Genomic DNA, 16,753 nt, shown 5'->3' with positions numbered 1-16,753 from the left:
ATATTTTTTTGAACAAATTGACAGCTAACATAATCTGTTTCATAATGGTTTTTATAAACAAAAAGTCTATGCATAAAGCCATCCTGTTACCAGTGAGGGATTTTCCTCTGCAAAAGGATGGCTTATGCTTGTGAAGACTGTAAGAAAACAGACAAACCTCTTGGATAAAGCATGATGATGCTATAGAAAATAGGCAAATGGAAAGAATAATGAAAATAGCATTGCAAGTTTTGGAAGAGATATGTTTATTTTTTGTTTATCTTTCGAGGAGGATTAATACATAATGGCAAAACGCAGCAGAATAGTAGCATTCCTATTAATCATCATTTTATGTGCAAGTGTTTTGGGAGGCACAACCAAAAATATACTAAATGATATTAAACTAGGACTGGATTTGCAAGGTGGATTTGAAGTTTTATATGAAGTTACACCAGTTGACAGCAGTCAAAAGATTACAAAAGAAGTATTAAACAGTACAGCAAAAGCGTTAGATAAACGTGTTAACGTACTGGGTGTAAGTGAACCCATCATCCAGATTGAAGGGAATGACCGCATTCGTGTACAGCTTGCTGGCGTAACAGACCAGAACAAGGCAAGAGAGATACTATCTACCGAAGCAAATCTTTCGTTCCGTGATGTCAATAATAAAAAATTGATGGATGGCTCTGACTTGAAGGAAAATGGAGCATCTCAGACTTTTGATGAAAATGGAAATCCCAGTGTTTCTTTAAAACTAAAAAGTGCTGAAAAATTTAAAAATGTTACACAAACTGTTCTTAACATGGCACCTAATAATTTGCTTGTTATTTGGCTTGATTATGAAAAAGGGGATTCTTTTGAAACAGAATCCGCAAAAGCAGAACCAAAATATCTTTCTGCACCTCAGGTAAGCAAGGTTATTAACCAAGATACTGTATCGATTACAGGCAGCTTTACCATTCAAGAAGCAAAAAATCTGGCGGATTTATTAAATGCTGGTGCTCTTCCAGTCAATCTTACAGAAAAATATTCTACAAGCGTCGGCGCGCAGTTTGGGGATCAGGCATTAAAAGATACTATTTTAGCGGGTATAATTGGTGTAGGCCTTGTCTTTATCTTTATGATGCTTTATTATCGTTTGCCAGGAATTGTAGCCGTTATTACTTTAACTGTTTATGTGTACTTAAACTTGCTTGTTCTTGATTTAATGAACGGTGTTTTGACATTGCCTGGTATTGCCGCACTTATACTTGGTGTGGGAATGGCAGTAGATGCGAACATCATCACGTATGAACGAATTAAAGACGAACTTCGTGTTGGAAAAACATTAAAAGCAGCATTTCAAACAGGGAATAAAAACTCCTTATCTACGATTTTGGATGCAAACTTAACGACAATTTTGGCAGCCGTTGTGCTATTTATCTATGGGACAAGTTCTGTTAAAGGATTTGCGACACTATTAATTGTCAGCATTCTTGTCAGCTTTATAACAGCAGTATATGGTTCACGTTTACTATTGGGATTATTAGTCAACAGCAAACTGTTTAATAAAAAGCAAACATGGTTTGGCGTAAACCGCAAAGATATCAAAGATATTAATGAAGGCTATGATATATTAACATTGCCAACCAAATTTGACCGCATTGATTTTGTGAAATATAAAAATACCTTTTTTACTATTTCAGGTGTGTTGATTGCGGCAGGTATTGTTGTACTATTTATATTTAAGCTGAATTTAGGCATTGATTTCTCCAGCGGCTCCCGTGTTGAAATTCTGGCAGATAAATCATTGACAACAGAAGAATTAAAATCAGAATTAAAAAAGGTTGATATTGAAGCAGATGACATTACCTTATCCGGCGATAATCAGGAAATAGGGGCTATTCGAATAAAAGGCGATTTAAGCAAAGATAAGATTGCTGAATTAAAAACAGAATTAAAGAAAACATATGGCCATGAACCAAATATAAGCACGGTATCTCCAACGGTTGGAAAAGAGTTGGCGAAAAACGCTTTTTATGCAGTGTTAATAGCGTCTATCGGCATTATAATTTATGTAGCCATTCGTTTTGAAATTTACATGGGGCTTGCAGCAGTTCTAGCATTGCTTCATGATGCTTTCTTTATCATCGTTATATTCAGCATTACAAGATTAGAAGTGGATATAACCTTTATTGCTGCTGTTTTAACAATTGTCGGCTACTCTATTAATGATACAATCGTTACATTTGACCGTATAAGAGAAAATTTAGTGCAGAAAAAACGCATTAAAACGGCAAAAGAAATTAAAGATATCATCAATATTAGTTTGCGCCAAACACTTGCACGTTCTATCAATACAGTTGTAACAGTAGTAATTTGTGTTATTGCCTTATTGATATTTGGCAGCGATTCGATCAGAAACTTTTCCCTTGCTTTGCTAATTGGCTTAGTTGGCGGAGCTTACTCTTCTATTTTTATTGCATCCCAGTTATGGTATGTATGGAAGAAAAAAGAATTGAAGAAAAAAGGCGTTCTGATTACTGCAAAAGAAAAACGAAAAAATTCAGATATCCCACAAGTTTAAAAGCTAAAAGGAAAAGAGCTATGCATACAAAAGTGTGCGTAGTTCTTTTTTTATGCATTGCCGGGCTTTTGACCTCTCCCCACATCAAGGTTATAAGGGGAAATAAGGAATCTGAGTTGGGAGGGAGAGGAAAACTTTACTGGTTAAAGTTTCACTTTATTGTATCGATGGAAAAGAAAAAGTTTCCTTTATCTCACATTGAAAGCAAGTTGCCTAGATTGTATAATAATTAGATTGGGGTGATGACATGTTACAATCAAAAACAAGATGGATTACACATATCGATAACCAAATGGACGATATAATAGCAGAATTTGTACAGCATTTAAATATAACGCCGCTTGTAGCATCATTGCTTATTAACAGAGGATATCGAACGACTCAAGAAGCGAAGGATTTTTTATTTGCACAAAATCAAGATTTTTATGATCCTTATCTTTTATTGAATATGGAAACAGCAGTGGAAAGAATTCGTGCGGCTATAAATAATAAAGAGAAAATATTGGTGTTTGGAGATTATGATGCCGATGGTGTAACAAGCACTACAGTTATGATGAAAACATTGGAAGAAATGGGGGCATATGCAGAATTTTATATCCCTAATCGATTTACAGAAGGATATGGTCCAAATGAAGGGGCATTTCGTTATGCTAAAAGCATTGGGATCGATTTGATTATTACAGTAGATACAGGGATTGCAGCAGTACATGAAGCAGATGTGGCAAAAGAGCTTGGCATGGATTTAATTATTACTGATCACCATGAGCCTGGTCCAATATTGCCTGATGCTTATTGTATTATCCATCCGAAAATTCCAGGAAGCGAGTATCCTTTTGGTGAATTGGCAGGGGTTGGTGTAGCATTTAAAGTAGCGCACGCCTTATATGGTTATGTTCCTGAACATTTACTTCCATTTGCGGCTATTGGAACGATTGCAGATTTAGTTTCTTTAACAGGAGAAAATCGGTTGATTGCAAAACAGGGAATCAAAAAATTGCAGCAAACAGACAATGTTGGATTAAAAGCTTTACTGAAACAAATGAACACAGAACCGAATGCGATTGATGAAGAAACAATTGGTTTTATGATTGCACCAAGAATCAATGCAGTTGGAAGGCTTGGAAGTGCAGATCCTGCTGTTGAGCTGCTGATGACATCAGATAAAGAGATGGCAATAGAGCTTTCCATAGAAATGGAAGAAACGAATAAAGAACGCCAAGCCATTGTTAATCAAATAACAGAAGAAGCAATTGCCCAAGTAGAAGAGCTGTATCCATTAGCAGAAAACCGGGTATTAGTTGTCGGCAAGGAAGGATGGAATGCGGGAGTTGTGGGAATTGTTGCCTCTAGACTTGTAGAAAAGTATTACCGGCCAACGATTGTTCTTAGTTTTGACCAGGACAAACAAATAGCCAAGGGATCTGCGAGAAGTATAGCTGGATTTGATTTATATAAAAATCTTTCTACAGCAAGGGATATTTTACCTCATTTTGGAGGCCATCCAATGGCAGCTGGAATGTCTCTTGCATTAGAGGATGTGGATCTATTAAGACAAAGATTAAACAAATTGGCTTTTGAACAATTAAAAGAGGAAGATTTAATCCCGCTAACAAAAGTGGATGGCAGTTTTATGCTAGAAGAGGTACAGTTAAAAGCGATCGAACAAATGCAATTATTGGCTCCATTTGGAGTTGATAATGCAAAACCCAAAGTGATCTTAAAGGATATGGAGATTGCTGCAATCCGCAAAATAGGAGCAAACCAAAACCATTTGAAAATGCAGCTGAAGCAAGGAGAAAGTATATTAGATGGTATTGGATTTGGCCTAGGAGAATGGCATGAGCATATTTCTCCATCGGCAAAAGTTTCGGTATTGGGACAGCTGGCTATTAATGAGTGGAATAATATTAAAAAACCGCAGATTTTTATTCAAGATTTAATGATCGATAAATGGCAGCTTTTTGACTACCGCGGTGCCTTGCAATTAGAAACATTAGTTGCAAAAATGCCGGTAGAAGATGCTTTATGGATATTTTTTCATCAAGATTCTGTGACGTCAGCACTTAAAAGCAAGGTGTCGAATTATAAAATAGTGGAAACAATAGAAGAAGCGGCATCTTTTTATAGCAAAGAAGCAAATGTAGTATTAGCTGATTTTCCAACAAATAATGAAATAATAAATAAGCTGCTTTCTAATATGACGCCAGAAAGAATTTATGCTGTTTTTTATAAAGGGGAAAGTGACTTCTTTAGTACGATGCCAACGAGAGATCATTTTAAGTGGTATTATGCCTTTTTAGCAAAACAAAAAAAATTTCATCTGGAGAAATTCGGTGATGAACTAGCCAAAAGAAAAGGCTGGAGCAAAGAAACAATTGTTTTTATGACAAAGGTGTTTTTTGAGCTGAATTTTGTTACAATGGAGGATGGGTTTATTTTGTTGAATAAGAATACAGCGAAAAGAGATTTGACAGAGTCACCTTCTTTTCAACAGAAACAAGCACAATTTGCGCTCGAAAATGAATTAATATACTCTTCATATGAGCAATTAAAAAATTGGTTTGATCTTATTCTAAAAAAATCCGTTAACAATGAGGAGGAAGTAAAAGAATGGATTTAAAACAGTTTATTACAATTGTTGAAGATTGGCCAAAACCAGGAATTAAATTTAAAGATATTACAACATTAATGGATAATGGTGAAGCATATAAATATGCAACAGACCAAATCGTTGCATATGCAAAAGAAAAAGAAATTGATTTAGTTGTTGGACCTGAAGCAAGAGGTTTTATTATTGGCTGTCCTGTTGCCTATTCTTTAGGGGTGGGCTTTGCCCCAGTTCGCAAAGAAGGAAAACTGCCAAGAGAAACAGTCAAGGTAGAATATGGATTAGAATATGGCAGTGATATTTTGACTATTCATAAAGATGCCATTAAACCTGGACAAAGAGTTTTAATTACAGATGATTTGCTTGCAACAGGCGGAACCATTGAAGCAACGATTAAATTAGTCGAAGAATTAGGCGGCGTAGTTGCAGGAATTGCTTTTTTAATTGAATTATCTTATTTAGAAGGACGCAAAAATCTAAATGGTTATAATGTCCTGACATTAATGGAGTATTAATAGCCATTTTTAAATGCAGATCTTTATTTTTATTAATTGGTATAAATCTATAATCGTACTGGAAAAGGCGCTTCTTATTAGCGCTTTTTTTAGTAGATAGATAAATGAAGCTGACTTTTTTCGACATTTTTTTTATTTTTTCAAGAAAATTACAAGTATTCTCTTTACAACTACCCTCATTTTTTTAATAATAGAAATAATGATTCTTAAATTATTACGATTTTATTTTATATTCTTCTCTAAGAGGAAAATAGAACAAAGAAACAGCAATAATAAATTTTTTATAGTCAATGATAACAATAAATGAAAAATGAAAGGTGATTACATGGCGAATGATCAAGTATTAACCGCCGAACAAGTCATCGACAAGACGAAAGGGTATTTAAACGAAGAGCATACAGCGTTTATTGCAAAAGCATATAATTTTGCAAGAGATGCTCATCGTGAACAATATAGAAAATCCGGTGAGCCTTATATTATCCATCCTATTCAGGTTGCAGGGATATTGGCTGATTTACAAATGGATCCTGATACAATTGCTGCCGGTTTTCTCCATGATGTTGTTGAAGATACAGATATCACATTACAAGATATAAGTAGAAGCTTTAGCAAAGAAGTGGCCATGCTCGTTGATGGTGTTACAAAGCTCGGAAAGATAAAGTATAAATCCCATGAAGAACAGCAGGCAGAAAACCATCGGAAAATGTTTGTTGCGATGGCACAAGATATAAGGGTCATCATGATTAAACTTGCTGACAGGCTTCATAATATGCGAACATTAAAGCATTTGCCAGCAGAAAAACAACGCCGCATTTCAAATGAAACATTGGAGATTTTTGCACCATTAGCGCATCGATTAGGGATTTCTACGATTAAATGGGAGCTAGAGGATACCGCATTACGTTATATGAATCCGCAGCAATATTATCGGATTGTTAATTTAATGAAAAAGAAACGGGCTGAACGAGAACAATACTTGGATGAAGTAATAACGGAAATTCGTCAAGGGACCGAAGAAGTAACGATTGAAGCAGATATTTCTGGCCGTCCAAAACATATATACAGCATTTATCGCAAAATGGTGCTGCAAAATAAACAATTTAATGAAATATATGATCTTCTTGCCGTAAGAATTGTTGTAAACAGCATTAAAGATTGTTATGCAGTGCTGGGAATCATTCATACTCGGTGGAAACCAATGCCAGGAAGATTTAAAGATTATATTGCGATGCCAAAGGCCAATATGTATCAATCTTTGCATACAACAGTGATTGGCCCAAAAGGCGACCCGCTAGAAGTTCAAATTAGAACAACAGAGATGCATCGGATTGCAGAATTTGGGATTGCAGCGCATTGGGCGTATAAAGAAGGCAAATCGGCAAACGAAGGGTCCTCGTTAGATGAAAAACTGTCTTGGTTTAGGGAAATATTAGATTTTCAAGAAGACAGCATTAATGCAGAAGAATTTATGGAAAACTTAAAGATTGATTTGTTTTCCGATATGGTTTTTGTGTTTACGCCTAAAGGCGATGTGTTTGAATTGCCTTCTGGTTCTGTTCCTATTGATTTTGCTTATAGAATCCATTCGGAAATTGGCAATAAAACGATTGGCGCCAAAGTGAATGGCAAAATGGTAACATTGGATTATAAATTGAAAACTGGTGATATCATTGAAATTCATACAAGTAAACATTCCTATGGTCCCAGTCAAGACTGGCTGAAAATTGTTCAAACTTCTCAAGCAAAAAATAAAATTAGACAATTCTTTAAAAAGCAGCGCAAAGAGGAAAATGTAGAAAAAGGAAAAGAGTTAGTAGAAAAAGAAATCCGCAGCATGGATTTTGATTTAAAAGAAATTCTAACACCGGAAAATGTAAAAACAGTTTTAGAAAAGTTTAATTTTATGAACGAAGAAGATATGTATGCTACAGTTGGCTATAACGGCATTACCGCTCTTCAAGTGGCTAATCGATTAACAGAAAAATGGCGCAAAAAACGGGATGCGGAACAAAATGCGACAATATCCAATGCTGTTGCTGAACTGAAATCTTTTCCTGCCAACAAAAAGAGGGCATCTGGTGTACGCGTTACTGGCATTGATAATTTGTTGATTCGTCTTTCTCGCTGCTGCAATCCTGTCCCAGGTGATGAAATTGTCGGTTTCATTACAAAAGGAAGAGGGGTATCCGTGCATAGAGCAGACTGCACCAATATTGATACAGATGATGCAAAAGCAAGGTTAATTCCCGTTGAGTGGGAGACAGCTCTTAATAATCGGAAAGAATACAATGTAGAAATTGAAATCAGCGGATATGATAGAAGAGGACTGCTGAATGAAGTGCTGCAAGCAGTTAATGAATCCAAAACAAATATTTCTGCTGTATCCGGCCGTTCTGATCGAAATAAAATGGCAACTATTACAATGTCGATATTAATATTAAATGTTAATCATCTTCATAAAGTAGTGGATAGAATCAAACAAATTCCTGATGTATATTCTGTCCGCAGAATTATGAACTAAGGAGCAAAAAAAGTGCGAATTGTATTGCAAAGGGCAAAAAAAGCAAAAGTAGAAGTAGATGGGAATATCGTCGGAAGAATTGATAAAGGGTTTGTGCTTCTCATCGGCATTGCACATGATGATTCAATAGAAGATGCTGAATATTTAGCAGATAAAGTTGCGCATTTACGTGTATTTGAAGATGAAGCAGGTAAAATGAATACAAGCATATTAGATGTGAAAGGATCCATTTTATCTGTATCTCAATTTACATTATATGGAGATACCCGTAAAGGAAGAAGACCAAATTTTATGAATGCGGCAAAACCAGCTACTGCTGAAAGGCTGTACGAAGCGTTTAACGATTGTTTAAAAGCGAAAGGCCTTGTTGTCGAAACAGGAATATTTGGCAGTATGATGGATGTTTCCTTGATAAATGATGGACCTGTGACATTAATATTAGAGAGTAAATAAAAACGTTTTATGAGACAAGTTATGAGGACGATAACTTGTTTCATAGACGTTTTTTAATTTATTGGTGAGTAAATCTTTTTGTCAATAAAATAAAATTTTATTGCGAATTAACAGAACTTTTGCTCCGATAAGAGAAAATAGGAAATCTAGCTGAGCAAAAGTCTGATAAAAAGTGCATAGACTAAGGATTTGTTTCCTTAGTCTGTGAAATCACCTCAACTAACAATCAAATCAGCAGGAGATGGAGTAAACCTTCGCTGATTGGAGTTTCACTTTATTTAAAATAGTTAGCTAAGCCCTGATAGATAGCAGAAGATACAGTTTCTTGATATTTATTGGTAGAAACAAACTTCTCTTCTTTTGGATTGCTTAAATAGCCTAATTCTAAAAGGGTTGCAGGCTGGCTATTTTCTCTAAGGACAAAATAATCATTTTTTCTGACGCCACGGTCTATCATATTGGTTGCTTCGATTAATTCTGCATGCAGCTCATTCGCTAATTCCTTTTGCCGAGAAGTATAGTAATAGCTGGTCATCCCCATAATATTATGATTTTTTACACTATCATAATGAATGCTCACAAAGGCATCGGCATCATATTGGCTGCTGATATCCACTCTTTTTTCCAATGAAAGGAATGTGTCATCCGTTCTTGTCAGAATAACTTTGCTGCCAGCACTCATTAATTTTTTTGCCAATAAATTAGCTGTGCGATTGGTTAGGTTTTTTTCTAATGTACCTAAATATCCAATCGTTCCACTATCTTTTCCTCCATGCCCAGGGTCAATGACGATCACTTTTCCCTTTAAGTCTTTTTTGTTCCCTTTTTTTGTTGTTTTTTTGCTCCCAGTCAGAGGGGGGGATTCTGCATCTTTTGTTATGGAAGGAGCATCGACAATCCAATTAGCTACATAGCCTTCTTTTCCATTTTCCAATTGAATTTTATACCAATCCCCAATCTCTTTGATGACAGAAAAGCTATCCCCTTCATTTGCAATGGAAACAATAGTAGAGTTAACGGTCGCATTGCTTCTTATATTTGTTCGATTATACAAGATAGTGATTCTTTTGCTGTCTTCAGCCGCTTTTGCTGCATTTTTTGCTTCATCGGTGCTGCTATCTTTTTTATGCTGTAAAAACGAACTTTTTATCCAGCCTTTATTGCCAGAGTATTGGATTTCTGTCCACTCTCCCTGTTCTCCGACGATATGGATTTGCGTATCTTTTGCCAGTTTTCCAATAATGGCAGAAGATGTTGTAGGTTCTAGACGAACATTAATGGCATCTTCTAAGACACTTGCAATAGTGGCAGAAGAACGATGCTCGTCTGTATAACTATCTCCGTTTGTTTCTTCTGTTCTTTTTTCCTTTTTTATGACCAGATAACTGGCAACCCAACCAGATTTTCCTCCAGGCAATTGAAGTTCCACCCAATCTCCTTGGGTGCTAATAATCGGATATTCTTTACTTATTTCCATTTGATCTGTTACAAGAGCGTCTAAACTAGGACTTTCTCTTATATTAACAACAACGGCTGATATGGCATTTTCACTGTTTTCTGCTTTTATTTCTTGTAATGAAATAAACAAAAAAGAAACAAAAAAAGCAAGAAGGATCATTCCTGTTTTGCTCAAATGACTAGAACCCTCCCTTATTTATTTTAAAATTTCTTTGCTTTAATGATTTCTTTTAGAAAGTCTGTAATTCCTTCAAAAAAAATTCTTGCATTAACTTCAAATTTAGACAATAAAATAGCGATTACGTGATATTTTTTTGAAAACTTGGGGGAGAATAGATAGAAAGAATAAGAATAAAGGGTGATTATCATGAGATTTGGAGAAAAAAATTTGTCTGCAGGCACAATTGGTTCAAAATTATTAGGCGTTAATTTTCATGATTTTATTGAAAAGGAATCTCGTAATAATGTACTGGAATTAGCAGCAGAATTTGGCTTGTCTGTTGGTGAAGTAAAACAGCTTAAAAAACAATTAGAAAGAAATTGAATAAGTTATTGACAATAAAATAGTTCCTCTTTATTATTAAATAAATAATGGATTAAATATGTAGAAATAACCAATGATGGAGAAAAGTAATTAAGAAACACATGAATAGAGAAGAGGTGCCTTAGGCTGAAAGCATTTCTGCATGATGACTTAATGAAAGAACACTCTTTAGGTTTTCTTCTGAATGTTCATAATATGAACGAGTAGGAATGAAACGTTAGCAGGCGTTAACTGTAAAGTGGAAGATTTTATCTTCAATTAGGGTGGTACCACGGGATAATAACTCTCGTCCCTTGTATTCAGTGATGCAAGGGACGAGGGTTTTTTGTTGTATAAAACATCATTCAGCAGCAAAAAACTTTATTTTTTGGCTGTGTTAAAGCTAAATGTTGATTTTTGCAGGATAGCTGATTGAAGCGGAAATCAACAGCAAATTTTAACAGAGCCCATTTTTAAGGTGTGTTTATATAGGAGGATACATATTATGCAGATTAATATACCTAGAGGTACGCAGGATATACTTCCAGGCGAGGTAGAAAAATGGCAGTATATTGAAAAGAAACTAAAAGAAATTTGCGACAAATTTCAATATAATGAAATTCGCACCCCGATTTTTGAACATACGGATCTTTTTTTAAGAAGTGTTGGAGATACAACCGATATTGTGACAAAAGAAATGTATACATTTGAAGATAGAGGAAAAAGAAGCCTTACTTTAAGGCCTGAAGGTACGGCATCTGTTGTGCGTTCGTTTGTGGAACATAAAATGCACGGAGCTGCATCACAGCCTATTAAATTATATTATTTAGGACCGATGTTCCGCTATGAACGTCCACAAGCAGGAAGGTTTCGCCAATTTGTGCAATTTGGCGTAGAAGCGATCGGAAGCAATGATCCGGCAATTGATGCAGAAGTGATTGCGTTAGCATACACAGCATATGAAAGCTTTGGATTATCTAAATTAAAAGTTGTTATTAATAGCTTAGGGGATGCAAAAAGCCGTGTGGCACACCGAGAAGCTTTAATAGAGCATTTTGCTCCAAATATCAGCGAGTTTTGCCATGATTGCCAAAATCGTTTAGAGAAAAATCCAATGAGAATTTTGGATTGCAAAAAAGATCGGAAGCATCCACTAATGCAAAATGCTCCATCAATTCTAGAGTATTTAAATGAGGAATCAAGCCAGTACTTTGAGAAAGTAAAAGCATATTTAACAGCATTGAATATTCCTTTTGAAGTCGATTCTAATCTGGTTAGAGGGCTGGATTATTATAAGCATACTGCTTTTGAAATTATGAGCGAAGCAGAAGGGTTTGGGGCCATCACTACATTATGCGGCGGCGGCAGATACAATGGCTTAACTGAAGAATTAGGCGGCCCAGAAGCTCCTGGCATTGGATTTGCGATGAGCATCGAAAGGCTTCTTTCTGCATTAAAAGCAGAAAAGATTGAGTTGCCTATTGAAAAAACGATTGATTGCTATTTAGTATCCTTGGGAGATGCAGCAAAAGATTATACGGTTGGTCTATTGCATACATTAAGACAGGCAGGATTGTCGGCAGAAAGAGATTATTTGGACCGCAAAATTAAAGGGCAGTTTAAAGCGGCAGATCGTCTTCAGGCTAAATATGTAGCTGTACTTGGAGAAGATGAATTAAAAAATAATAAAATTAATGTAAAATCCTTGGAAAATGGCGAACAGAAAGAAATAGAATTGTCTGAGCTTGTAGCTGTTTTAAAAGATTTTGCAGCCTATTAAACAAAGGAACAAAGAGATAGACATATTTTTTATTTGGTTCACTTATGTAGATGGGAGAAAGCAATAGATATCATACTAGGAGGATATACAGCATGTTTGGTAGAACCTATTTTTGCGGGGAAGTAACAGAAGCCGCTATTGGAGAAAAAGTTGTCTTAAAAGGTTGGGTACAAAGAAGACGCGATCTTGGAGGGCTAATATTCATTGATTTAAGAGACCGTACTGGAATTATACAAATTGTGTTTAATCCAGAAGCAAATAAAGAAGCATTAGCTATTGCTGAAAAGGTCCGCAATGAATATGTGCTTGATATAAAAGGAACAGTAGTGGCACGACAAGAGGGCACGGTTAATGATAATTTAAAAACTGGTAAAGTCGAAGTAATCGTCGACAGTATTACGATTCTAAATGAATCGAAAACACCTCCTTTTACAATTGAGGATAAAACAGAAGTAGCAGAAGATGTACGCTTAAAATATCGCTATTTGGATTTAAGAAGACCAGTTATGTTCGAAACATTTAAAATGCGTCATCAAGTAACAAAAGTGATGAGAGACTTTTTAGATGCTGAAGGGTTTTTAGATATTGAAACACCTATTTTAACAAAAAGCACTCCAGAAGGTGCTAGAGATTATTTAGTGCCAAGCCGTGTTCATGAAGGAGAATTTTATGCACTGCCACAGTCGCCGCAAATTTTTAAGCAATTATTAATGGTAAGCGGAGTGGAGCGCTATTATCAAATTGCACGCTGTTTCCGCGATGAAGATTTACGTGCAGACCGCCAACCGGAATTTACCCAACTTGATATTGAAACAAGTTTTATGAGTCAAGAAGATATTATGGGCATGATGGAACAGATGATGTCAAAAATCATGAAAGAAGTAAAAGGCATTGAAATTTCTTTGCCGATTGCTAGAATGCCATATGATGAAGCAATGTCAAGATATGGTTCAGATAAACCAGATACTCGTTTTGATATGGAACTTGTAAATCTTTCTGAAATAGTAAAAGATTCAAGCTTTAAAGTTTTTGCACAAGCAGTAGAAACTGGCGGGCAAGTAAAAGCGATTAATGTGAAACAAGGAAGCGATAAATATTCACGCAAAGACATTGATGCATTAACTGAATTTGTTAAGGTATATGGAGCAAAAGGTTTAGCATGGCTGAAAGCAGAAGAAGATGGACTTAAAGGACCGATTGCGAAATTTATTTCTGAAGAAGAACAAAAAGGTTTGGAATCCGCTCTTGCGATTGAAAGCGGAGATTTATTGCTATTTGTTGCTGACAAAACAAATGTTGTAGCAGATGCTTTAGGGGCGCTTCGTTTAAAACTTGCAAAAGAATTAGGGTTAATTGATGAAACAAAATTCAACTTCCTATGGGTAACAGACTGGCCACTATTTGAGTTTGATGAAGAAGAAGGCCGCTTCTATGCTGCGCATCATCCGTTCACTATGCCGCAAAGAGAAGATTTAGAATTATTGGATACAAATCCTAAACAAGTAAAAGCTCAAGCATATGATATTGTTTTAAATGGATATGAACTAGGCGGAGGATCACTGCGTATTTTTGAAAAAGATATTCAAGAGAAAATGTTTGAAAAGTTAGGTTTCACTAAAGAGGAAGCATATGAACAGTTTGGTTTCCTTTTAGATGCTTTTGAATATGGGACTCCCCCGCATGGTGGAATTGCTCTAGGGTTAGACCGACTGATCATGCTTCTTTCTGGAAGAACAAATCTTCGTGATACAATAGCATTCCCGAAAACAGCAAGTGCAAGTTGCCTGTTAACAAATGCTCCAAGCGAAGTTAGTGAAGTGCAATTAGCTGATTTGCATCTTGCTTTGAATTTAAGCAAATAAGGAAAATGATTCAATTGAATGGGAATAAAAAAGCAGTTTATTGAATATCTCAATAAACTGCTTTTATTTATTTAGCAAAGGCAAAATAATTAAAAATTTTGTTCCTTTATTTAAAGTGCTTGAAATATGAATTTTTCCCTGCAGACTGCTGATAATTTGCATGGCGGCCATCATTCCTAATCCAGTTCCTTCTCGCCCTTTTGTTGTAAAATAGGGTTCTCCAATTCTTGCAAGCTGTTCTTTTGTCATGCCTGTTCCTGTATCAGCAATGGTCAAATGAAGATTGTTGTTTTCTGATGCTGTTTCGATAGTTAAAGTACCATTGTTTGGCATTGCTTCAATACAGTTTTTGCAAATATTTAATAAACATTGCTGCAATAGCTGCGACTCTCCTTTTATAAAAAAAGGTTTAATGGCAGTATCGATGATAATGCTATTCATATTGGCAAGGGGTGTAATCATATCAATCGTTTTGCCAAGTTCATCTCTTATATCAAGAATTTCAATATTTTCAGGGGATGGTTTGGCAAATGTTAAATAGTTGCGAATAATGGTATCTGCACGATTAATCTCATTAATTGATATTTGCAGGAAATTCTTTCGTTTTTTTTCTTCTAAGTCGACATCTTCCATCAATTGCAAAAACCCTTTTACCACAGCTAATGGATTGCGCACTTCATGAGAAATAGAAGAAGCAAGATGACTGACCATTTCCATTTTTTCTGTTTTAATAATTTTTTGTCTAATATAGATGCTTTCATGGAAGGTTTCATAAATATAAACAATGCATGGACAAGATATTGCTGTAATCACTAAATAATAAAAAATAAGCAATGGTTCAAAATCAACAGAAAAAATAGCAAGAGCTATAATAACAGAAATGCTAGAATTTAGTAATGCCACTAAACTAGCTGTTAACATACGTTTCCTTTTGGTAAAATTATTGAATTTTTTTATAAAAGGAAACGTCAAAATAAGTGTGGCGACAACAGTGATTATCGTTCCAATTATACCAATTCCCCCAAAACATAAACGATAAAGCACGGTAACGCCTATTAAAAGCAGCCCATTTTTTACTCCGCCGTATAAAAAACCTATAACGAGTGCAATTAATCGCAAATCAAATATAAATCCGTTTGTTAAAGTAAAGGGAAAGCTAATGCAGCTAATAATCGCCAAGGAAAAAGAAATGAATTTCAAAAGATTTATATGAGAATCATTGTTACATTTTAATACAATAATCAAAGGAATAAACAAAATAAAAACAATTAATGCTAGTACATTTAACAGTAGTTCTTGTATGCCAAACATAATAATAGTTCCTCCTAAGATATCCACTAATCAATACAATATATGATAATGCCAAAAATGAAAATAAAAATTTAAATAAAAAGGCAAGGATATCTTCTATAACTAGTTCCTTTCGGCAAATTATGTTATATTACAAAATGGAATACTTACGCTTAAAAAGTCAAGAAAAGCAGTTTACATAGCGTTGTTAATTAGGAATACTAATAATGATTGATTTAAAAGATTGCAAAATAATAATGCAAATAGTAGCTAGATTATTCCACTACTTGTGAATAAAAAAAGATGGAGTTGAAATATACATGTTGCATCAATTTTCTAGAAATGAATTGGCGATTGGCAAAGAAGGATTAAATATATTAAAAAACAGTACGGCAGCTGTTTTAGGCATAGGCGGTGTAGGTTCTTTTGCAGCGGAAGCACTTGCTAGATCAGGTGTAGGAAAATTGATTTTAATTGATAAAGATGATGTGGATATAACAAATGTAAACCGTCAAGTCATCGCATTATTATCAACAGTCGGGCGTCCTAAAGTAGAAATTATGGCAGAAAGAATCGCAGACATCAATCCAGAATGTGAAGTAGTTGCATTAAAAATGTTTTACACAGAAGAAACATATGAAGAAATTTTTGAATATGGTTTAGATTATGTAGTAGATGCATCGGATACAATCAGCTATAAAATTCATTTAATGAAAGAATGCTTAACGAGAAATATTCCCATTATTTCTAGTATGGGAGCTGCTAATAAAATGGATCCAACACGTTTCCAAATTGCTGATATCAGCAAAACACATACAGATCCTATTGCAAAAGTGATTCGCACACGACTTCGCAAAGAAGGAATTCGTAAAGGAATCACAGTTGTATTTTCTGATGAAAGTCCGATTGTAATTAGAGAAGATGTGGTAAAAGTAGTCGGCAAAGAAGATGCACCAATTCGCAAAGCAAAAATGCCGCCATCTTCTAATGCATTTGTGCCTTCTGTAGCAGGATTAATTATGGCAAGCCATGTTGTAAAAGAGTTGCTTAGAGATATTAAAATTGTCCGTGTAAAGGATGAAAAAAAATAAAAGAAAAAAGATGCCCTAACAATAAGAGGGCATCTTTTTTCTTTTAATAAAGGGATTTTCAAATTATTAGAGATCAGCTCAAATGGAATATGCTAAAAAGGAAAGTT

At 35.1% G+C, this 16,753-nt stretch carries 11 protein-coding genes and 1 other annotated feature; of the genes, 9 read left to right on the top strand and 2 right to left on the bottom strand.

Going from position 1 to position 16,753, the window contains the following annotated elements:
- Positions 1-283 precede the first annotated feature (283 nt).
- The 5 genes from secDF (at position 284) to dtd (ending at position 8,642) form a co-directional block, all read left to right on the top strand.
- Complete coding sequence (gene secDF / locus NCCP28_RS03955; protein WP_248560078.1) at positions 284-2,545, top strand: protein translocase subunit SecDF; 2,262 nt, start codon at positions 284-286, stop codon at positions 2,543-2,545.
- A 247-nt stretch (positions 2,546-2,792) separates the two neighbouring features.
- Complete coding sequence (gene recJ, locus NCCP28_RS03950; RefSeq protein WP_248560077.1) at positions 2,793-5,165, top strand: single-stranded-DNA-specific exonuclease RecJ; 2,373 nt, start codon at positions 2,793-2,795, stop codon at positions 5,163-5,165.
- Positions 5,156-5,668 (top strand): adenine phosphoribosyltransferase, encoded by a 513-nt coding sequence (locus tag NCCP28_RS03945; protein ID WP_248560076.1) that lies wholly within the window; start codon positions 5,156-5,158, stop codon positions 5,666-5,668. The genes recJ and NCCP28_RS03945 overlap by 10 nt, the downstream gene beginning before the upstream one ends.
- Before the next feature lie 325 nt (positions 5,669-5,993).
- A complete protein-coding gene (locus tag NCCP28_RS03940; RefSeq protein ID WP_248560075.1) occupies positions 5,994-8,189 on the top strand; it encodes a RelA/SpoT family protein in 2,196 nt (731 codons plus the stop codon).
- Between the two features lie 12 nt (positions 8,190-8,201).
- The gene (gene dtd, locus NCCP28_RS03935; RefSeq protein ID WP_248560074.1) at positions 8,202-8,642 is read left to right on the top strand and encodes a D-aminoacyl-tRNA deacylase; all 441 of its coding nucleotides are present in this window, start codon (positions 8,202-8,204) and stop codon (positions 8,640-8,642) included.
- Between the two features lie 274 nt (positions 8,643-8,916).
- On the opposite strand, the gene NCCP28_RS03930 is transcribed toward dtd, so the two are convergent.
- Complete coding sequence (locus NCCP28_RS03930) at positions 8,917-10,275, bottom strand: N-acetylmuramoyl-L-alanine amidase family protein (protein ID WP_248560073.1); 1,359 nt, start codon at positions 10,273-10,275, stop codon at positions 8,917-8,919.
- A 192-nt stretch (positions 10,276-10,467) separates the two neighbouring features.
- Between NCCP28_RS03930 and NCCP28_RS03925 the strand changes: the two genes are divergently transcribed.
- From NCCP28_RS03925 to aspS, 3 genes are all read left to right on the top strand, one after another.
- Positions 10,468-10,644: a YybS family protein gene (locus NCCP28_RS03925; protein ID WP_248560072.1), complete on the top strand. Its 177-nt coding sequence runs from the start codon at positions 10,468-10,470 to the stop codon at positions 10,642-10,644.
- Between the two features lie 64 nt (positions 10,645-10,708).
- Positions 10,709-10,941 (top strand) — a binding site (T-box leader).
- 187 nt (positions 10,942-11,128) lie between these two features.
- Complete coding sequence (hisS, locus tag NCCP28_RS03920; protein WP_248560071.1) at positions 11,129-12,403, top strand: histidine--tRNA ligase; 1,275 nt, start codon at positions 11,129-11,131, stop codon at positions 12,401-12,403.
- Between the two features lie 92 nt (positions 12,404-12,495).
- Positions 12,496-14,265, top strand: coding sequence for an aspartate--tRNA ligase (gene aspS, locus NCCP28_RS03915; RefSeq protein ID WP_248560070.1), 1,770 nt, complete (start codon positions 12,496-12,498; stop codon positions 14,263-14,265).
- A gap of 63 nt (positions 14,266-14,328) precedes the next feature.
- On the opposite strand, the gene NCCP28_RS03910 is transcribed toward aspS, so the two are convergent.
- Entirely contained in the window at positions 14,329-15,576 is a 1,248-nt protein-coding gene (locus NCCP28_RS03910) for a sensor histidine kinase (protein ID WP_248560069.1), read from the bottom strand.
- A gap of 299 nt (positions 15,577-15,875) precedes the next feature.
- Between NCCP28_RS03910 and NCCP28_RS03905 the strand changes: the two genes are divergently transcribed.
- Complete coding sequence (locus NCCP28_RS03905) at positions 15,876-16,646, top strand: tRNA threonylcarbamoyladenosine dehydratase (protein ID WP_248560068.1); 771 nt, start codon at positions 15,876-15,878, stop codon at positions 16,644-16,646.
- Positions 16,647-16,753 lie beyond the last annotated feature (107 nt).

Source organism: Niallia sp. NCCP-28 (assembly GCF_023168165.1).
Classification (GTDB): Bacteria; Bacillota; Bacilli; order Bacillales; family Cytobacillaceae; genus Niallia.
This window is presented reverse-complemented; position numbering and strand designations above follow the sequence as displayed.